Raw genomic sequence first — 18,063 nt, forward strand, 5'->3', positions numbered from 1 at the left:
CGGGCCGGCCGCCGCCGACCCGGGACCTCGCCTCACAGGACTCTCAGCGGTCCTCCACCAGCAGGTCGGCGCACTTCTCGCCGATCATCATCGTCGTGATGCACGGATTGACGGTGACGAGGTCCGGCATCACCGAACCGTCCGCCACACGCAGCCCCGCCACGCCCTTGACCCGCAGTCGCGCGTCGAGCGGCGCCAGCGGATCGTCGTCGGCGCCCATCCGCACCGTGCAGGCCGGGTGGTAGACGGTGTTGTGGGTCGTGCGGATGTAGTCCAGCAGCTCGTCGTCGCCGTGGACGCCGGGGCCCGGCGCCAGTTCCGCGCCCGCCCACCCCGCGAGGGCGGGCTGCGCGGCGATCCGGCGCGCCAGCTTCAGGCCGTACGTCATCACCCGCACGTCGTGCTCGTGCGTGAAGTACCGGGGGTCGACCCTCGGCTTGTCCCGGTAGTCCCGGGTCCGCAGCCGCACGGTGCCGCGTGACTTGGCCCGGGTCACGTTGGGCGTGAGGCAGAAGGCGTTCTCGGACGTCGGGTAGCCGTGCCGGGCGGTGTTCATGTCGAACGGCACCGACCCGTAGTGGAACATCAGGTCCGGCCGGTCCAGGCCCGGCTCGGTGTCGTAGAAGATGCCCGCCTCCCACCACTGGCTCGACGTGGTGGTCATCGGCTGCTTCGCCTCCCACATGATCACGCCCTCGGGGTGGTCCTGGAGGTTCTCGCCGACCCCCCGGGAGTCGACGAGCACGTCCACGCCCACCTCGCGCAGATGCTCCGCCGGTCCGATGCCCGACAGCATCAGCAGCTTCGGCGTGTCGATGGAGCCGCACGACACGACGACCTCGCGCCGGGCGCGTACCGCCCTCGTATGGATCAGGTCGGGGTCCAGGTACGCGGCCCCGGTGCAGCGGCGGCCGTCGAAGAGGAGCCGCTTGGCCCGCACTCCCGTACGTATCTCCAGGTTCGGCCGCCTGCCCATGACGGGGTGGAGGTACGCCACCGACGTCGACTGGCGGACGTTGTTCTCGTCCGCGTTGATCTGGAACCAGCCCGCGCCCCGTACCACGGTCGTCCCCGTGTTGAACGGTGTGGTGGGGATGCCCGCCTGGGCGCACGCCTCCAGCAGCGCCGCCCCGCACGGGTCGCCGCCCTTGAGGGTGCGCAGCTTCACCGGGCCGGTGCGGCCGTGGTGGTCGCCCGGAGCGTCGTTGTTCTCCAGCCGCCGGTACAGCGGGAACAGGTCGGCCGCGCCCCAGCCCGTACAGCCCGCCGCCGCCCATTCGTCCAGGTCCTCCGCCGGTGCCCAGAACGCGATGCACGAGTTGTGCGACGAGCAGCCGCCGAGCACCTTGGCGCGGGCGTGCCGCATGAAGCTGTTGCCGTGGGCCTGCGGCTCGACCGGGTAGTCCCAGTCGTAGCCCGACTCCAGCAGGCCCATCCAGCGCTCCAGCCGAAGGATGTTGTCGTCCCCGACGTCGCTGGGCCCCGCTTCCAGGACGCACACCGTGACGGACGGGTCCTCGCTCAGCCGCGCGGCGACCACATTGCCGGCCGTCCCGCCACCCACGACGACGTAGTCGAACTCCTCGGTCATGAGGGGGTGACCTCCTTCACCGCGACGGGCTCGGCGGCGGGCGCGGCCGCGTGTTCGGCCAGCACACCTGTACGGTGCCGCTGCACGAACCAGTAGTAGGCGAAGCCGCCCACCGCGATCGCCCCGACGAACAGGACGGCGCCCCAGCGCAGATACCAGTGGTAGGGCGCAGCGGCGTTGTAGACGGCGGCGCGCGGCCAGATGAGGTTCAGGGTCATGACGCCGCCCCACAGCACGGCGAGGACGTTCACCGGCAGCCCCCACCGCCCCAGCGAGAACTTCCCCTCCGCCGGCTCCCACCTCCCGCGCAGCCGTGCCACCAGCATGGGCGCGGTGACCAGCAGGTACGCCAGGTAGATCATGATGATGCCGATGCTGGTGACCACGGTGAAGATCTGCGGCTGGCGGATGTTGACCACCAGGATCGCCAGCGCCAGCACCCCGATGATCACGGTCGGCAGGACCGGCGTACTGAAGCGGGGGCTCACCTTCGCCAGCCGCGCCGACGCCGGCAGGTTGTTGTCCCGGGCCATCGCGAACGCCAGCCGGATCGCCGCCGTGTGGACGGCCAGCGCGCACACGGTGACCGCGATCAGCACGCACCACAGCATCGCCTTGCCGGCCGTCGGTCCGAGCACGTCCAGGACGACGAACTGGAGCCCCTCCGTCGACAGCCGCTCGCCCCGCAGGCTCGACACGCTCATCAGCGCCAGCAGCAGGATCAGCCCGCCCAGCACGAAGGACGCGACGATCGCCCGGATGATGGCGCGCGGCGCGTTGCGTGACGGGTCCAGGGACTCCTCGCCCAGCGAGGCCGCAGTGTCGAAGCCGTACATGACGTACGCCGAAGCCAGCGAGGCGATCAGGAACGCGCCCAGGTAGCCGAACGTCTGGCCCGAGCCGGTGCCCGCCGTGTCCGTGACGACCTGCGGGCCGCGTACGACGTTGACCGCGAGCAGCACGATCAGGACGACCGTGGCGATCAGTTCGATGAAGACCCCGGCGGTGTTGATCCGGGCCATCAGTTTCACACCGAAGGCGTTGACCAGTGTGGTGAACAGGATCAGCCCGGCCGCCAGCACGACCGCGTTGGTCGCCACGTCGTACGTTCCCGTACCGTCTCCGACAAACTGGAAGGCGGAGGATATCTGAGGCAACGTCAGTTGGTAGGCGAGGGCGACGGCCGCGATCGACACGATCGAGGCGATGAGCATCATCCAGCCCGCCAGCCACCCGACGTGCGGATTGCCCAGCCGCTTCGACCAGTTGTAGATGCTCCCCGCCACCGGATAGCGGGCGGCCAGCTCCGCGAAGCAGAGCGCGACCATGAACTGGCCGGCGAACACCATGGGCCAGGACCACCAGTAGGCGGGGCCGCCGCTGGCGTAACCGAAGTAGAAGAGCTGGAAAGTGCCGGTGAGGATGGAGATGTACGAGATACCGGCGGCGAAGGTGTGGAAGTTGCCGAGCGTGCGCTTGAGCTCGGGGCGGTAGCCGAACTCGGCCAGCTCGGCGTTGTCGTCGGTGTCGTGCCGTGGTGGGGCGGACGTCATGAGCGACTCCTGATGGGGGAGAGGTCGTCGGGTCAGGCGAACCAACCCTGGGGGGCGGGTGCGGTGTTGCGCCAGATGTGTTTCGCCTCGCGGTACTCGGCGAGGCCCGCCGGACCGAGCTCGCGCCCCGTACCGGACTGCTTGAACCCGCCCCACTCGGCCTGCGGCAGATAGGGGTGGTAGTCGTTGATCCACACGGTGCCCAGGCGCAGCCGGGCCGCCACCCGCGCCGCCCGGCCCTCGTCGGAGGTCCACACCGCGCCCGCCAGCCCGTAGACCGTGTCGTTGGCGAGCCGGACGGCACCGTCCTCGTCACCGTCGCGGAAACGTTCCACCGTCAGGACGGGCCCGAACGACTCCTCCCGTACCACCGACATCTCCGCCCGGCACTCGTCCAGCACCGTCGGCAGGTAGTAGAACCCGTCCTCGTACGCCGGGCCTTCGGGCCGCGCCCCGCCGCAGCGCAGCACCGCCCCCTCCGCCAGCCCGGCCGCCACATAAGCCTCGACCTTCGCCCGGTGCGCGGCCGAGATCAGCGGCCCCGTCCGCGCCCGCTCGTCGAACGGCCCGCCCAGCCGGATCTCCCCGGCCCGGCGTACGACCTCGTCCACGAACCGGTCATGGAGCGCGTCCTCGACCAGCAGCCGCGCCCCCGCCGAGCACACCTGCCCCGAGTGCAGGAACACCGCCGTCAGCGCCATGTCCACCGCCGCCTCGAAGTCGGCATCCGCGAACACGATGTCGGGGTTCTTGCCACCCAGCTCCAGCGCGACCTTCTTCACCGTCCCGGCCGCCGCCGCCATCAGCCGACGGCCGGTGGCCAGGCCGCCCGTGAAGGACAGCAGGTCCACGTCCGGATGGTCGGCGAGCGGTGCGCCCGCCTCCGGACCGGCCCCGACGATCAGATTGGCGACGCCGTCCGGCAGCCCTGCCTCCGCCAGCAGCCGCATCAGGTGGATCGCGGTGTGCGGTGTCAGCTCGCTGGGCTTGAGGACGAAGGTGTTGCCGGCCGCCAGCGCCGGGGCGACCTTCCACGCCGTCTGGAGCAGCGGGTAGTTCCACGGCGTGATCAGCCCGCACACCCCGACCGGCTCGTACACCACCCGGCTTTCCGCCGTCGCCGACCCCGTGTCCACGACCCGCCCGGTCTCCGTCGCGGCCAGCCGCCCGAAGTACCGGAAGCACGCCACCACGTCGTCGACGTCGTACCGGCTCTCCACCAGCCGCTTGCCGGTGTCCAGCGACTCGGCGCGCGCCAGCGCCTCCCTGTCCCGTACGAGCAGGTCGGCGACGCGCAGCAGCAGGTCCCCGCGCTCGGCTGCGGGCCTGCGCGGCCACGGGCCCTCGTCGAAGGCGCGCCGCGCCGCCGCGATGGCGTCCGCCGTGTCCTTGCCGCCCGCCTCGTCGACCTCGCCGACGAGCGTGGAATCGGCCGGGCAGCGGATCTCCCTCGTACGCTCGTCGCGGGGTCTCGTCCATGTCCCGCCGATGAAGAGGTCAGGCATGAGAGGCGCCTCCCAGGTGCTCGGTCAGCCAGGTGTGGAAGATCCCGATGTGGTGCTCGGTCGGCACGAGCACGCCACCGGAGCGGTAGGCGCGGGACGCCATCGCCGGCTGGGTGCGCCCGCACGCGTCGAAGTCCTGGACGTTGACCCGGTGGAACAGCTCCACCGACTTGGACACGTCCGCGCCTGAGGCGACGACCTCGGGCGCGTAAAGCCAGTCGCACTCGACGACCGTGCGGTCCTCGGCGAGCGGGAACATCCGGTGCAGGATCACATGGTCGGGGACCAGATTGATGAAGACCGTCGGCTTCACGGTGATCGCGTAGTACCGCCGGTCCTGGTCGGCCGTGACCTCGGGCAGCTTCGCGAATCCTGCGCTGCCGTCGACCGTGAAGCCCTTGATGCCGTCGCCGAACTCGGCGCCGTGACCGACGTAGTACTGGGCCGCGTAGCCCTCCGCGAACTCCGGCAGCACGTCGGTCAGTTCGGGGTGGATGGTCGCGCAGTGGTAGCACTCCATGAAGTTCTCGACGATCAGCTTCCAGTTCGCCTTCACGTCGTACGCGATGCGGCGGCCGAGCGCGAGCTCCTCGACCCGGTAGCGCTCGATGGAGGCCGCGTCGCCGAGCCGCTCCACCGCCGCGCCCATCACCGTCTCCTCGAACGACGGCGGCTCGTCGGCCAGGCACACCCAGGCGTAGCCGAGCCACTCGCGCAGCTCCACCGCGACCAGGCCGTACGCGGTCCGGTCGACGTCCGGCATCTTCGTCAGGTTCGGCGCGGCGACCAGATGGCCGTCCAGGTCGTACGTCCACGCGTGGTACGGGCACTGGAGCGAGCGGCGGACTTCGCCCGACTCCTCCACGCAGAGGCGGGCGCCGCGATGCCGGCAGATGTTGAGGAACGCGCGCAGCTCACCGCCCCGGTTGCGGGTGACGATGACGCTCTCGCGGCCGACCTGGACCGTGCGGAAGGCGCCGGGCTTGTCGAGGTCGGCGCTGCGCACGGCGCAGAACCACATCGACTCGAAGAGCCGCTCCTGCTCCTGCCGGAAGATGTCCGGGTCGGTGTAGTAGTGGCCGGGGAGCGTCGCTATCAGACTGGGGGACTGGGGTGTTGTCGTCACGGCGGGCTCCCTAGGCGGACATCGCGGAGAGGCGTCGGGGGTCGAAGAGCTCGATGGGATGGTCCGTGGTGCCGGTCAGCGCCAGGTCGGCCACGATCTCGCCGACGACCGGCACGAACTTGAAGCCGTGCCCCGAGAACCCGCAGGCGACGGTCACGGACTTCGGGTGCCGGGGGTGGCGGGCGATCACGAAGTGCTCGTCCGGCGTGTTCGAGTACATGCAGGTCGCGGCCTTGAGGAACCGGCCAGGGAGGTCCGGGATCAGCCGGGCGGTCTGCTCCGCCATCGCCGCGACCTCGTGGTCGTGCACGTTCCGCTCGATGGTCTCCGGGGTGCAGACGGTGCCCTTGCGGAAGAAGGCCACCTTCGCGCCCAGCTCGGGTCCGTCGATCGCCGGGAACCCGTAGATCTGGACGTCGTCCGCGTCCTCCCAGATGTAGATGGGGTGGTTCCCGGGCAGGAAGGGCTCGGTGCCGCCCTCCGGCTGGAACCAGTACATGACCTGCCGTTCGATCGTGAACGGCACCCCCAGGTCGGTCAGCAGCTGCGGCGCCCACGCGCCCGGGCAGATCACCAACTGGCCGGCCGTGTAGGAGTTCTCGGCGGTGTGGACGCGTACGCCGTCACGGTACGGCTCCCAGCGCAGCAGCGGCTCCTCGAAGTGCAGGTCGGCGCCTGCTCGCGTGGCGAGCTGGAGGTGGGCGGCGACCGTGTTCTCGGGCCGCAGCAGCCCGGCCCGCGCCTCGTACAGCGCCACCTCGTCGTCGTCCGGTGTCAGGGTGGGGAAGCGGCGGCGGATCTCCTTGGCGTCGAGCATCTCGTGCGGCAGGCCCCACCGCTCGGCCGACAGCCGCGAACCGGCGACGGTACGCGACTCCGGGCGGCCCAGCATCACCCCGCCGCACAGCGTGGCGATGTCCCGTCCCGTGTCCCGCTCCAGCCGCTCGTACAGCTCGTAGGCGCGCAGCAGCAGCGGTACGTACGCCGGGTCCTCGAAGTACGACTGGCGGGTGATGCGCGAACCGCCGTGGCTGGAGCCCCGGTTGTGCACGGGGCCGAACTTCTCCAGGCCCAGCACGCGGGCGCCGCGCGCGGACAGATGGTGGGCGGCGGCACTGCCCATCCCGCCCAGGCCGACCACGATCACGTCATAGGTGGGTGACATGTTTCTCCGGCCTCCTCAGCGGCGGATACGGCTCATCTCCGGGTCGAACAGCGGCTCGTCGGCGACCGTCGCCGACACCTTCTGCCCGACGTACTCCACGTGCACGGCCGTGCCGGTGGGCAGCGGCGGCAGCCAGGCGTACGCGACGCAGCGGCCGAGGGTGTAGCCGTACGCGGCGCTCGTCACGTACCCGGCGGGCACACCGTCCACGTACACCGGCTCCTTGCCGAGCACGACGGCGGTGGGGTCGTCCAGCAGCAGGGCGGTGAGCTTCCGGCGCGGCTCCCCGGCCTTCTCCAGCGCGGCGCGCCCGACGAAGTCCCCCTTGTCCATGCGGACGGCGAAGCCGACACCCGCCTCGTACGGGGTGTGCTCGCCGGTCATGTCGTGGCCCCACGACCGGTAGCCCTTCTCCAGGCGCAGGCTGTTGAAGGCGGACCGCCCGGCGGCGACGACACCGTGCTCCTGCCCGGCCTCCCACAGGGTGTCCCAGAGCCGCAGCCCCAGGTCGGCGCTGGTGTAGAGCTCCCAGCCCAGCTCTCCCACGTAACTCAGCCGCATCGCCGTCACGGGTACGTGCCCGAGGTACGTCTGCTTGGCCCGGAAGTAGCCGAAGCCCTGGTGTGAGAAGTCGTCGCGGGTCAGCGGCTGTACGAGGTCGCGGGCGAGCGGCCCCCACACGCCGATGCAGCAGGTCCCGGAGGTGATGTCCCGGATGTGTACGTCGTCCGGCGCGTGCCGCAGCAGCCAGTCCTCGTCGGCGCGGCTGTTGGCGCCGATCTGGAACCGGTTCTCCGCGAGCCGCGCCACGGTGAGGTCCGAGCGGATGCCGCCGGACTCGTCCAGGAGCAGGGTGTAGGTCACCGCGCCCGGCTTCTTGGCGAGGTTGTTGGTCGTCATGCGCTGGAGGAAGGCGAGGGCGCCGGGGCCGGTGACCTCCAGCCGGCGCAGCGGCGTCATGTCGTACAGCGCCACCTTCTCGCGCGTCGCCTTCGCCTCGGCGGCGGCGATCGGCGACCAGTGGCGGGCCGACCAGGCGTCCCGCTCCGGCAGGTCCAGGCCCTCGGCGAGCGGGGCGTTCGCCTCGTACCAATGGGGCCGCTCCCAGCCGCCGCCCTCCAGGAAGTACGCGCCGAGCTGCTCCTGCCGGGCGTAGAAGGGGCTGACGCGCAGCGGGCGCGGCCGCTCCATGGGCTGGAGGGGGTGGATGACGTCGTACACCTCGACGAACTGCTGTGAGCCGCGTTCACGGACGTACGCCGGAGAGCGCTGGGCGTCCTCGAAGCGCGTGAGGTCGCACTCGTGGACGTCGGTGCGGGGCCGCCCCTCGACCATCCACTCCGCGACCGCCTTCGCGACACCCGCGGAATGCGTCACCCAGACCGCTTCGGCGAGCCAGAAGCCGCGCAGGGAGCGGGACTCGCCGAGGACCGGCATCCCGTCGGGCGTGAAGGAGAAGACCCCGTTGAAGCCCTCCTGGATGTCGGCCTTCCCCAGCGCGGGCAGCAGCCAGGCGCAGTCCTTCCAGCTCGGCGCGAAGTCCTCGGGCGTGAAGGGGTACGAGGAAGGCATCACGGGTGCCTCGTCGTACGCCGGGACGGTGAACGGGTCGACGGGCAGCGGCCGGTGCGCGTAGCTGCCGATGCCGATGTGGTCGGTGTGTTCGCGGAAGTACAGGTCGCGGTCCTGGAAGCGGAGGATGGGCCGGGACGCCTCGGCGGTCGCGCCGGCCAGTTCCGGCAGCGGCCGGGTCCTGGCGTACTGATGGGCGAGGGGGAGGAGCGGGACGTCCACGCCGGCCATACGGCCGACGACCGGGCCCCAGAAACCGGCGGCCGAGACGACGTGGTCGGCGGGGAAGGTGCCCCGGTCGGTGACGACACCGGCCACCCGGCCGTTCTCCCGCTCGATGCCCGTGACGGTGTGCCGCTCCAGGAACCGGGCGCCGCGCGCCTCGGCGCGGGCCATCTGGGCCCGGCAGGCGAGGACGGCGCGGGCGAGCCCGTCGTCGGGGGTGTGGAAGCCGCCGAGGACCTTGGTCTCGTCGAGCAGCGGCCACAGCTCCTTGCAGCGGGACGGCCGGACCACCTCGCCGCGTACGCCCCAGGAGGCCGCGTACCCGGCCCTGCGGTGCAGTTCGGCGAGGCGCGCCTCGGTGGTGGCGAGCTCCAGCCCGCCGACCCGGTGGAAGCAGGACTGCCCGTCGGCCTCCAGGGCGGCGAACTTCCCGACGGTGTAGGCGGCGAACTCGGTGAGCGTCTTGGACGGGTTGGTCTGGAAGACGAGCCCGGGCGCGTGGGACGTGGAGCCGCCCGGGGCGGGGAGCGGGCCCTGTTCGAGGACGGTGACGTCGGTCCAGCCGAGGGCGGTCAGCTCGTCGGCGAGGGAGCAGCCGACGATGCCGGCGCCGATGACCACGACACGGGGGTTGGCTTGGGACGTGCTGGACATGTCCCTCCTTGGGTGGCTCATAGCGCGGCCGGTACGTGCGGCCGCTCGGCGGCGATCGTCGTGTCCTGGCCGTGCCCGGTGTGGACGACGGTGCCGCCCGGCAGGGTCAGCAGCCGGCCGCGCAGCGACGCGAGGATCGTCGGACGGTCGGAGTAGGAGCGGCCGGTCGCGCCCGGGCCGCCGTGGAAGAGTGTGTCGCCCGTGAACACGGCGTCCAGGAACGGCACATGGAGCGCACAGCTGCCCCAGGTGTGCCCGGGTGTGTGCAGCACCCGCGCCCGGACCCCGGCGACGAGCAGCCGCTGCCCGTCACGCAGATCGCCGTCCGGTGCGCGGTCCGGGTGGACGGTGTCCCACAGCTCACGGTCGGCGGGGTGCAGGAGGACGGGCGCCCCGGTGGCCTCGGCGAGGGCGGGCGCCGCACCGATGTGGTCGTCGTGGCCGTGGGTGCACACGACGGCGGTGACCCGGCGGCCCGCGACGGCCGCCACGATGGTCGCCGCGTCATGGGCGGCGTCGAGGATCAGTACCTCGTCGTCGTCCCCCACCAGCCACACGTTGTTGTCGACGTCGAAGGTCTCCCCGTCGAGGCTGAACGTGCCGGAGGTGACGACCCGCTCGGCACGCGCGGTGCTCACAGGACGACCACCGAGCGCAGGACCTCGCCCCGGTGCATCTTCGCGAACGCGCTCTCGACGTCGTCCAGAGCGATCGTCTCCGTGACGAACGCGCCGAGGTCGAGCCGGCCGCTCAGGTACTGGTCGATGAGGACCGGGAAGTCCCGGCTCGGCAGGCAGTCCCCGTACCAGGACGACTTCAGGGCGCCGCCCCGCGAGAACAGGTCGATCAGCGGCAGCTCCAGCCGCATGTCCGGCTCCGGCACCCCCACCTGCACCAGCAGTCCCGCGTGGTCGCGCATGGAGAAGGCCTGCGTGTACGTCTCGGGCCGGCCGACCGCGTCGATCGCCACGTCCACGCCGAAACCGCCGGTCAGCTCGCGCACCGCCTCGACCGGGTCCTTACCACGCGAGTTGACGGTGTGCGTCGCGCCGAACCGGTGGGCGGCGTCCAGCTTCCGGTCGTCGATGTCGACGGCGATCACCTGCCGGGCCCCGGCCAGCGAGGCGCCCGCGATCGCCGCGTTGCCGACGCCGCCGCAGCCGATGACGGCGACGGTGTCGCCCCGGCCGACGTTGCCGGTGTTCACCGCGGCACCGTACCCGGCCATCACCCCGCAGCCGATGAGCCCCGCCGCCTCGGGACGGGCGGCCGGGTCGATCCTGACCGCCTGCCCGGCGGCGACCAGCGTCTTCTGGGCGAACGCGCCGATACCGAGGGCGGGGGAGAGCGGCGTACCGTCCAACAGGGTCATCGGCTGCGCCGCGTTGCGGGAGTCGAAGCAGTACCAGGGGCGGCCACGGCGGCAGGACCGGCACTCCCCGCACGGGGCGCGCCACGCGATGACGACGTAGTCGCCGGGGGTGAGGCCCGTGACACCGTCGCCGACGGCCTCGACGGTGCCGGCCGCCTCGTGGCCGAGGAGGAACGGGAAGTCGTCGTTGATGGCGCCCTCCCGGTAGTGCAGATCCGTATGGCAGACCCCGCAGGCCTGGACGGAGACGAGCACCTCGCCGGGGCCCGGATCGGGCACCACGATCGTCTGCACCTCGACGGGTGCGCCCTTCTTCACGGCGACGACGGCACGAACCTCATGGGGCACGACAGACTCCTCTGCTGTTGCGCACTGCGCTATGGATTGCGCGACGGGGAACATACTGGGAACGCCGACAAGTGGCCGTCAAGAGGCGCGGGTTAACGACGCGCAAAACCACCCCGGGGCAGGGAAACGCGCCCGACACACGACGAAGCGGGGCCAGGCGACTCCCTGACCCCGCTTCCCGTTCCCTCACCGGGGGTACGTCAGATCCCGTACCCCATCCGCCGCGACAGCTCGCCGGCCGCCGTGACCGTGCGCCGCGCCAGCTCCGGCAGCCGGTCCCGCTCCAGCCGGTACGCCGGCCCCGACACGCTCAGCGCGCCGATGACCTTGCCGTCGTGGGCCCGCACCGGCGCGGCGGCCGCGTTCAGCCCCAGCTCCAGCTCCTCCGCCGCCAGGGCGAACCCCTGGGCCACCACCGACTCCAGCTCGCCGCGCAGCATCCCGGCGCTGGTCACCGTGTGCTCGGTGAACCGCGGCAGCGCCCGCGCCAGCAGCCCCTCCCGCAACGTGACCGGCAGGTGCGCGAGCAGCACCTTGCCGCTGGAGGTGGCGTGCAACGGGGTGCGTCTGCCCAGCCAGTTCTGCGCCGTGACGGACGCGGGGCCGCGCGCCTGCATGATGTTGACGGCGGCGTCGTCGTCCAGCACCGCGATGTTGACCGTCTCGCCCAGCTCGTCGGCGAGCTCCCGGCACACCGGCGCGCCCTCCTGCGAGATGTCCAGCCGCACTGCCGCCGCCCCCGCCAGGCGCAGTACGCCCGCCCCCAGGAAGTACTTGCCACGGTCCTGCGCCTGGCTGACCAGGCCCCGGTTCTCCAGCACCCCGAGCAGCCGGAAGGCCGTCGACTTGTGGACGTCGAGCTCGTCGGCGATGTCGGTGACGCCCGCCTCGCCGTGCCGGGCGAGGATCTCCAGCACGCTCACCGCACGGTCCACCGACTGGATCGCTCCCGCCGCGCCCTTGGGTGTCCGCTCCCGCGTCTCCTCGGTCTGATCAGCCACTGTCTGGTTGCGGGTCATAGCTCAACTCTCACCACCTTGCGGCCTCTTCGGGCCGCATCTTCGGGAAGCCCTTGACGCGGCAGGCACCCCGACCGGATTCTGTTGCGCACAGCGCGCCCTTGTGCGCCATACGAAACGTCATGTGGAACGTCATGTTACCCAAGAGTCCTAGAAACCTGGACCAAAAGGGGTGCCCGTGATTCCCGTCTGCCGCCTCGAAGACCTCCCCGCGGGCGAATCCGTCCGCATCGACACCACGCCGCCCATCGCGGTGTTCAACGCCGGCGGAGAGCTGTACGCCATCGACGACACCTGCAGCCACCAGGACGCCTCCCTCTCCGAGGGGTGGCTGGAAGGCTGTCTGGTCGAATGCCCGCTCCACGCCGCCTCATTCGATCTCCGTACCGGGCAGCCGACCTGCCTTCCCGCCCGCCGCCCCGTCCGCACCCACCAGGTGATCGTCACCGACGGCGTCATCCACGTCCGCCCGGCCGCACAGGAGGACACCGCGGCATGAAGACCGTGACCGTGGTCGGCGCGTCCCTCGCGGGCCTGTACGCCGCCCGCGCATTGCGCGCCCAGGGGTTCGACGGACGCCTCGTCATCGTCGGCGAGGAACCGCACCGCCCCTACGACCGTCCGCCCCTGTCCAAGGAGTTTCTCACCGGCGACCGGGCCGACGAGGACCGGCTCGCCCTCACCGACGCCGAGGAGGAGACCGACCTGGCCGCGGAGTGGCTGCTCGGCACCCGGGCCCGTGGCCTGGACCCGCGCGGCCGCACCCTGCTCCTGGACGGCGGGCGGACCGTCTCCACCGACGGAGTCGTCATCGCCACCGGGGCGTCCGCCCGCCCGCTCCCCGGCGGCGGCACCGGCCTGACCGGCGTCCACACCCTCCGTACGCTCGACGACGCCCGCGCCCTGCGGGCGGACCTCACCGGCGGCCCACGCGGGGTCGTCGTCATCGGCGGCGGCTTCATCGGCGCCGAGACGGCCTCCTCGTGCGCCGCGCTCGGCCACGACGTCACCGTCGTCGAGGCCGCCCCGCTCCCGCTCGTCCCCCAGCTCGGCCCCGAGATGGCCGCCGTGTGCGCCGCCCTGCACACGCGCGGCGGCACGCGGCTGATCACCGGAGCGTCCGTGGCCGCCCTGCGCGGCGAGGGCCACGTCCGCGCCGTCGAGCTGAGCGACGGCCGCGTACTCCCGGCCGACGTGGTCGTCGTCGGCATCGGAGCCGTACCCAACACCGCCTGGCTGGCGGGCTCGACTCTCGCCCTCGGCGACGGCGTGCTCTGCGACGACGGCTGCGTCACCGCGCTGCCGCAGGCCGTGGCCGTCGGCGACGTCGCCCGCGTCGGCGGCGTGCGCGCCGAGCACTGGACCGGCGCCACCGAGCAACCCGCCGTCGCCGTACGCAACCTGCTGGCCGGGCGGACCGTCGGCACCGCGCGGTCCCATCCCTACTTCTGGTCCGACCAGTACGGCTCACGCATCCAGTTCGCGGGGCGGCGGCGGGACGGCGACACCGTCCGCATCACCGAGGGCACCATCGACGAGGGAGGCTTCCTCGCCCTGTACGAACGCGACGGCGCCACCACGGCCGTCCTCGCCGTGGACCGCCCCCGCCCCTTCCTGAAGGCCCGCCGCGAACTCGCCCGAGCGGCTCAGCCCACCCCCGCCCTCTGACGGCAGCGGCCGCCGGCCCCCGGCAGCCGGCGCCGGACGCCTCCGGGGGATGATCCCGGTGTGGGGGTGAGGGGAATGAACGGCTGGGAGAACAGTCCGGTTCCGCTGCGGCCGCGAGAGGCCGGCGGGCGGGCGGGCCTGTGGGGGGCGCGGGCCATCATGGTGGCGTCGGTGACGGTGCTGGTGATGATGCCGTCGGCCCTGGCGGCCTGGGGTTTCGTGGAGATGGCACAGGAGTCCCCGATGCGGTCCGACGGTCCCGGTATCGCTCTGCTGATGCTGCCGTTCATCTGCTGCTTCGGCTTCCCCTTCGCTGTGATGGGCGCCATGTTCGCGGTGCTGCCGACGCTTGCGGGCGCCGCATGGGCAGGCCTCCGGGTCACGGGACGGGAGTCCTGGTGGTGGGTGCCGGTGGCGGCCGGCGCATGGGCGGTCGTGGTGGCGCTCGGGGTGACACTGCTGACGGGCAGCGGTCCGGGTACCTGGCTGTGGGTGTGGCTGTCCTGTGCGGTGGGCTTGTCGCTCGTGGCCTTGGTGGCCCGTCGGTCCATGCCCCGTCCCCGCCCGTTCTGGCGGCTCGCCGGGTGTGGACTGCTGGCCATGGCCGCCGTCGTCGCCTTGGGATCCGGGATGTACGCGAGCGGGCTGGCGAAGGAGTACACCCCGGCGAAAACCCACGCCTCCGATCTCGTCGGCACCTGGCACGACGGCCGTGGCGGCACCCTGTCGCTGGACGAACGGGGCCGCGCGGTCGCCACCCGGACCTGGGGCGAACCGCTTGGCAGGGATTCCGCGGGCCGGCGGTGCGAGGGCACAGGCACCTGGACGTACGAACCGGACGACAACCTCTGGAACCAGACCGTCGACATCGATGCCGGTGACTGCTGGCCGGGTGGGTGGACGGTCGGGGGAACGGCCGACCGGCTGAAGCTGAACTACGAGTACGGCGACCCGGACTCGCCCGACTGGTACGTGCTCATCCGCTGAAGCGGCCGGACCCGAGGACCGTCTCGAAGAGAACGTCCTCCTGCGGCGGGACCGGAGGGTCGAGGGCATCGCGGAGGCGGCCGATCACCTCACGCCATTTGGGACCGTCCGGGGCTTCGTCCCAGAGCTCGGCGAGCTCGGACGCCTCGGCGACCACCCGGTCGAGCGCCTCCACGGCAAGCGGCCGGAGGCCGGCGGCGAAGACCGGAAGGGCATCCTCGGGCCCGAAGACCGCGCAGACCGGCTCGCCGCCCGGGCACTGCGCGGCGACGAGAGCGGCGGCGGCGACGGCCTCGTCCCCTTCCGGGCCCTCGAGGTGGTCCTGGCTCCGGACGGCGCGGGTCAGCGTCGCGCGTACGAGACCCTCGCGCTCGTCCTCGGCCGTCTCGTCCAGGGTGTGGGCGAAGTCCGCCGCCGTGTCGTTGTCGAAAGGGCCGATGTCCCAGGTGCCCATGGTGATCTCCTCGCGTCGACGTACGGGGATGATCGCACCAGCCTCTGACAGCGGTGCGGCGGTGACCCCTCTCGCCACATAACCTGGAGGCATGACGCGAGCCGCCCGCCGTCCCACGGTCCGCCGCATCTACGACCCCGCCGAACCCGGCGACGGGGTGCGGGTCCTCGTCGACCGGCTCTGGCCGCGCGGCCTGGCCAAGGCGGACGCCCGCGTCGACGAATGGCCCAAGTCCCTCACCCCGTCGACCGAGCTGCGGCGCTGGTACCACGACACCGGGACGTACGCAGAGTTCCGGCGGCGTTACGAGGCAGAGCTCGCCGAGCCGGAGGCCGCCGAGGCGCTCGACCGGCTGCGCGCACTCGCCCGGAAGGGGCCCCTCACGCTGCTCACCGCCGCCAAGGAGCCGGACCGCAGCCACGCGGCCGTGCTCGCCGAGCTGCTCACGGGGTGACCGGGCTAGGATCGGCTTCCGGCGCCCGGGGCGCGGGCACCGGCGCCGGGTGACCGGCCGTCAGCAGGAGCACCCCGCGCGCCGCCACCGCTCCCGAGACCGCGGCGACCAGCCAGCCGGCCGGGCCCGCCCGGAACGTCTCGCCGAGCAGCGCGACCCCGATGACGGCGGCCGCCGCCGGGTTCGCCAGGTTCACCACCGCGAGCGGCGCGGCGAGCCCGCCCCGGAACGCCGCCTGCGACAGCAGCAGCCCGCCCGTGGCGAACACCGACACCAGCACCGCCAGCAGCACGGTCTGCCACCAGGTCATCGGCCCGCCGGGCAGCTCCCGCGCCAGCGACGCGGTGACCGTCTGGGTCAGGGCCGACGCCACGCCCGACGCGAGCCCCGACGCCGTCGCCAGCCGCAGGCCGCGCCCCCGGCGGCGTACCAGCGCGGCGATCCCCGCCGCCGTCACCGCGGCCACCGCCAGCGCCTCCGGCAGCGACAGCGCGTCCCCGGGCGTCGCCGGGCCCACCACCGCGACCAGGCCGACCAGCCCGCCCAGCGTCCACAGCGCCCCGCGCCACTCCGCCCGCCTCACCCGCCGCCGCTCGTAGTACGCCCCCACCGGCAGCGCGGCGACCAGCGTGAGCGCGCCGAGAGGCTGCACCAGGGTGAGCGGCCCGTAGTGCAGCGCCGCGACATGGGTGAGCGCGCCCGCCGCGTTCAGCCCGACCGACCACCACCACAGCGGCCGGGCGAGCAGGGCCCGCGCGCCCTCGGAGGTCGTGGCCAGCCGCGACTGGGCGACCGCCGCCAGGGCGTACCCGGCGGCCGAGGCCAGCGAGAGCAGCACGGCGAACAGCGTGGCCCTCATCGCGGCGCCGCCCCCGCCCGTACCGGGGGCACCCGCACCAGGACGAGCGCGGTGACCAGCAGCACCGTGGCCACCAGCGCGTCCAGCCAGTAGTGGTTGGCCGTGCCGACCACCACCAGCAGGGTGATGAGCGGGTGGAGCAGCCACAGCACCCGCCACCGGCCGCGCGTGGCGGCGATCAGCCCGATCGCGACCATCAGCGCCCACCCGAAGTGCAGCGAGGGCATCGCCGCGAACTGGTTGGCCATGCCGTCCGTCTCCGGAGTGGCGCCGTACACGGAGGGCCCGTAGACCTGCGCCGTGTCGACGAGCCCCGCCCCGGCCAGCATGCGCGGCGGTGCGAGCGGCACCAGCAGGTGGAGGGCGAGCGCGGCGGCGGTCAGCAGCGCCAGGACGCGCCGCGCCCACAGGTAGTGGGCAGGGCGGCGCCAGTACAGCCAGCCCAGGAAGGCGACCGTGGCCGGGAAGTGGACCCACGCGTAGTAAGCGTTGGCGGCATGGACGACCGTTCCGCTGTCCAGCAGCAGGCCCTGCACCCAGCCCTCGCCCGGCAGGTGGACGGCCCGCTCCAGGTCCCACACCCGGCCGGCGTTGCCGAACGCACGGGCCTCGTGCCCGTTCGCGACCAGCCGGCCGCACTTGTAGACGACGAACAGCGCTACGACCAGCACCAGTTCACGTACCAGGGGCGGCCGTGGCGCACCGGTCGTCTCCGGCTCGGCAGCAGCTATGCCGGCAGCCATTCTCGGCCTCATTCACAGATCACAACGGAAGCAAACGAGTGAAAGCGTAGATCCGTTTTTATCGAGACGCAAGCGTATCGATACGTTTGCGTCTCGATTGAGCGGCGCCTACTCTCGTACGTGCACAGACGCCCCCCGCACCCGTGGAGGAACCGATGTCCACGCAGGCCGCCACGGCCGCCGCGCGCCGCAGCAGGATCAGCCCGGACCGGGAGATGGAGCTGTACGGGGCGGTGCTCGACCTGCTGCGGGAAGGCGGCTACGACGCCGTGACCATGGAGGGCGTCGCCGCCCGCACCAAGTGCGGCAAGGCGACCCTCTACCGCCAGTGGAAGACCAAGTCCCAGCTGGTGACGGCCGCGCTCGACAAGAGCCGGTGCAGCCTGTTCACCGGCATCGACACCGGCTCCCTCGCGGGCGACCTCCGCGCGGCCGCGGTCGCCGCCGCCGATCGCCGGGGCCGCGACACCGAACTGATGGAAGCCGTCGGCCAGGCCTACCTCCAGCACCCCGACCTGCGCCGGGCGCTGCGCGAAACGGTCATCAACCCCGAGGTCGCCGCGCTCGACGCGATGCTGCGGCGCGGCGTCGAACGGGGCGAGATCGCCGCCGACAACCCGGCCATCGCGTTCGTCGCGCCCGGCTTCCTCGGCGTCCTGCGCATCGAGCGCCTCTTCGAGGACCGGTTCGGCGGGGACGACGCCCTCCCGGCGTACGTGGAAGCGGTGATCCTCCCGGCCCTCGGAATCGCCCCCTCCGGCGCCTGAC

At 72.4% G+C, this 18,063-nt stretch carries 17 protein-coding genes; 5 read left to right on the forward strand and 12 right to left on the reverse strand.

The features are described 5' to 3' along the window. Positions 1 to 43 precede the first annotated feature (43 nt). From BKD26_RS27725 to BKD26_RS27765, 9 genes are all read right to left on the reverse strand, one after another. Positions 44 to 1,591 (reverse strand): GMC family oxidoreductase N-terminal domain-containing protein, encoded by a 1,548-nt coding sequence (locus BKD26_RS27725; RefSeq protein WP_084903564.1) that lies wholly within the window; start codon positions 1,589 to 1,591, stop codon positions 44 to 46. Further along, positions 1,588 to 3,144, reverse strand: a complete 1,557-nt coding sequence (locus BKD26_RS27730; protein WP_084903566.1) for an amino acid permease — start codon at positions 3,142 to 3,144, stop codon at positions 1,588 to 1,590. The genes BKD26_RS27725 and BKD26_RS27730 overlap by 4 nt, the downstream gene beginning before the upstream one ends. Before the next feature lie 32 nt (positions 3,145 to 3,176). Continuing rightward, a complete protein-coding gene (locus BKD26_RS27735; protein WP_084903569.1) occupies positions 3,177 to 4,649 on the reverse strand; it encodes an aldehyde dehydrogenase family protein in 1,473 nt (490 codons plus the stop codon). Continuing rightward, positions 4,642 to 5,775, reverse strand: a complete 1,134-nt coding sequence (locus BKD26_RS27740; protein WP_084903572.1) for an aromatic ring-hydroxylating dioxygenase subunit alpha — start codon at positions 5,773 to 5,775, stop codon at positions 4,642 to 4,644. The genes BKD26_RS27735 and BKD26_RS27740 overlap by 8 nt, the downstream gene beginning before the upstream one ends. A 10-nt stretch (positions 5,776 to 5,785) precedes the next feature. Further along, positions 5,786 to 6,940, reverse strand: a complete 1,155-nt coding sequence (gene solA / locus BKD26_RS27745) for an N-methyl-L-tryptophan oxidase (protein WP_084903574.1) — start codon at positions 6,938 to 6,940, stop codon at positions 5,786 to 5,788. Between the two features lie 15 nt (positions 6,941 to 6,955). Further along, positions 6,956 to 9,391: an FAD-dependent oxidoreductase gene (locus BKD26_RS27750; protein ID WP_084903576.1), complete on the reverse strand. Its 2,436-nt coding sequence runs from the start codon at positions 9,389 to 9,391 to the stop codon at positions 6,956 to 6,958. A 17-nt stretch (positions 9,392 to 9,408) separates the two neighbouring features. Continuing rightward, positions 9,409 to 10,029: an MBL fold metallo-hydrolase gene (locus tag BKD26_RS27755; protein ID WP_084903579.1), complete on the reverse strand. Its 621-nt coding sequence runs from the start codon at positions 10,027 to 10,029 to the stop codon at positions 9,409 to 9,411. Next, positions 10,026 to 11,111, reverse strand: coding sequence for an S-(hydroxymethyl)mycothiol dehydrogenase (locus BKD26_RS27760; RefSeq protein ID WP_084903582.1), 1,086 nt, complete (start codon positions 11,109 to 11,111; stop codon positions 10,026 to 10,028). The genes BKD26_RS27755 and BKD26_RS27760 overlap by 4 nt, the downstream gene beginning before the upstream one ends. Before the next feature lie 200 nt (positions 11,112 to 11,311). Next, the gene (locus BKD26_RS27765) at positions 11,312 to 12,055 is read right to left on the reverse strand and encodes an IclR family transcriptional regulator (protein WP_084903715.1); all 744 of its coding nucleotides are present in this window, start codon (positions 12,053 to 12,055) and stop codon (positions 11,312 to 11,314) included. A 253-nt stretch (positions 12,056 to 12,308) separates the two neighbouring features. Here BKD26_RS27765 and BKD26_RS27770 point away from each other — a divergent pair, with 253 nt between their 5' ends. The 3 genes from BKD26_RS27770 (at position 12,309) to BKD26_RS27780 (ending at position 14,785) form a co-directional block, all read left to right on the forward strand. After that, on the forward strand, positions 12,309 to 12,629 hold the full coding sequence (locus BKD26_RS27770; protein WP_084903717.1) for a bifunctional 3-phenylpropionate/cinnamic acid dioxygenase ferredoxin subunit: 321 nt from the start codon (positions 12,309 to 12,311) through the stop codon (positions 12,627 to 12,629). Next, positions 12,626 to 13,798: an FAD-dependent oxidoreductase gene (locus BKD26_RS27775; RefSeq protein ID WP_179166727.1), complete on the forward strand. Its 1,173-nt coding sequence runs from the start codon at positions 12,626 to 12,628 to the stop codon at positions 13,796 to 13,798. Before BKD26_RS27770 ends, BKD26_RS27775 begins: the two co-directional genes overlap by 4 nt. Positions 13,799 to 13,873: 75 nt before the next feature. Next, positions 13,874 to 14,785 (forward strand): hypothetical protein, encoded by a 912-nt coding sequence (locus tag BKD26_RS27780; RefSeq protein ID WP_084903585.1) that lies wholly within the window; start codon positions 13,874 to 13,876, stop codon positions 14,783 to 14,785. Here the strand turns inward: BKD26_RS27780 and BKD26_RS27785 are convergent. Next, entirely contained in the window at positions 14,775 to 15,239 is a 465-nt protein-coding gene (locus tag BKD26_RS27785; protein WP_084903588.1) for a DUF4259 domain-containing protein, read from the reverse strand. The two genes, BKD26_RS27780 and BKD26_RS27785, sit on opposite strands and share 11 nt — an antisense overlap. Positions 15,240 to 15,330: 91 nt before the next feature. Between BKD26_RS27785 and BKD26_RS27790 the strand changes: the two genes are divergently transcribed. Then, positions 15,331 to 15,693: a DUF488 family protein gene (locus tag BKD26_RS27790; RefSeq protein ID WP_084903590.1), complete on the forward strand. Its 363-nt coding sequence runs from the start codon at positions 15,331 to 15,333 to the stop codon at positions 15,691 to 15,693. Here the strand turns inward: BKD26_RS27790 and BKD26_RS27795 are convergent. Next, positions 15,683 to 16,552: a DMT family transporter gene (locus tag BKD26_RS27795; protein WP_084903593.1), complete on the reverse strand. Its 870-nt coding sequence runs from the start codon at positions 16,550 to 16,552 to the stop codon at positions 15,683 to 15,685. The two genes, BKD26_RS27790 and BKD26_RS27795, sit on opposite strands and share 11 nt — an antisense overlap. Beyond that, positions 16,549 to 17,295, reverse strand: a complete 747-nt coding sequence (locus tag BKD26_RS27800) for a phosphatase PAP2 family protein (protein ID WP_107418022.1) — start codon at positions 17,293 to 17,295, stop codon at positions 16,549 to 16,551. Before BKD26_RS27800 ends, BKD26_RS27795 begins: the two co-directional genes overlap by 4 nt. Before the next feature lie 155 nt (positions 17,296 to 17,450). On the opposite strand from BKD26_RS27800, the gene BKD26_RS27805 reads away from it, so the two are divergent. Beyond that, positions 17,451 to 18,062: a TetR/AcrR family transcriptional regulator gene (locus tag BKD26_RS27805; protein WP_084903598.1), complete on the forward strand. Its 612-nt coding sequence runs from the start codon at positions 17,451 to 17,453 to the stop codon at positions 18,060 to 18,062. Position 18,063 lies beyond the last annotated feature (1 nt).

The organism is Streptomyces sp. CB03238, from assembly GCF_002099185.1.
Classification (GTDB): domain Bacteria; phylum Actinomycetota; class Actinomycetes; order Streptomycetales; family Streptomycetaceae; genus Streptomyces.

Bases quoted from the DNA above. Each gene is read 5' to 3' on its own strand.
- BKD26_RS27800 (WP_107418022.1), bottom strand. From the start codon at position 17,295: ATGGCTGCCGGCATAGCTGCTGCCGAGCCGGAGACGACCGGTGCGCCA.
- BKD26_RS27780 (WP_084903585.1), top strand. From the start codon at position 13,874: ATGAACGGCTGGGAGAACAGTCCGGTTCCGCTGCGGCCGCGAGAGGCC.
- BKD26_RS27735 (WP_084903569.1), bottom strand. From the start codon at position 4,649: ATGCCTGACCTCTTCATCGGCGGGACATGGACGAGACCCCGCGACGAG.
- BKD26_RS27805 (WP_084903598.1), top strand. From the start codon at position 17,451: ATGTCCACGCAGGCCGCCACGGCCGCCGCGCGCCGCAGCAGGATCAGC.
- BKD26_RS27775 (WP_179166727.1), top strand. From the start codon at position 12,626: ATGAAGACCGTGACCGTGGTCGGCGCGTCCCTCGCGGGCCTGTACGCC.
- BKD26_RS27795 (WP_084903593.1), bottom strand. From the start codon at position 16,552: ATGAGGGCCACGCTGTTCGCCGTGCTGCTCTCGCTGGCCTCGGCCGCC.
- BKD26_RS27725 (WP_084903564.1), bottom strand. From the start codon at position 1,591: ATGACCGAGGAGTTCGACTACGTCGTCGTGGGTGGCGGGACGGCCGGC.
- BKD26_RS27790 (WP_084903590.1), top strand. From the start codon at position 15,331: ATGACGCGAGCCGCCCGCCGTCCCACGGTCCGCCGCATCTACGACCCC.
- BKD26_RS27730 (WP_084903566.1), bottom strand. From the start codon at position 3,144: ATGACGTCCGCCCCACCACGGCACGACACCGACGACAACGCCGAGCTG.
- solA (WP_084903574.1), bottom strand. From the start codon at position 6,940: ATGTCACCCACCTATGACGTGATCGTGGTCGGCCTGGGCGGGATGGGC.
- BKD26_RS27750 (WP_084903576.1), bottom strand. From the start codon at position 9,391: ATGTCCAGCACGTCCCAAGCCAACCCCCGTGTCGTGGTCATCGGCGCC.
- BKD26_RS27785 (WP_084903588.1), bottom strand. From the start codon at position 15,239: ATGGGCACCTGGGACATCGGCCCTTTCGACAACGACACGGCGGCGGAC.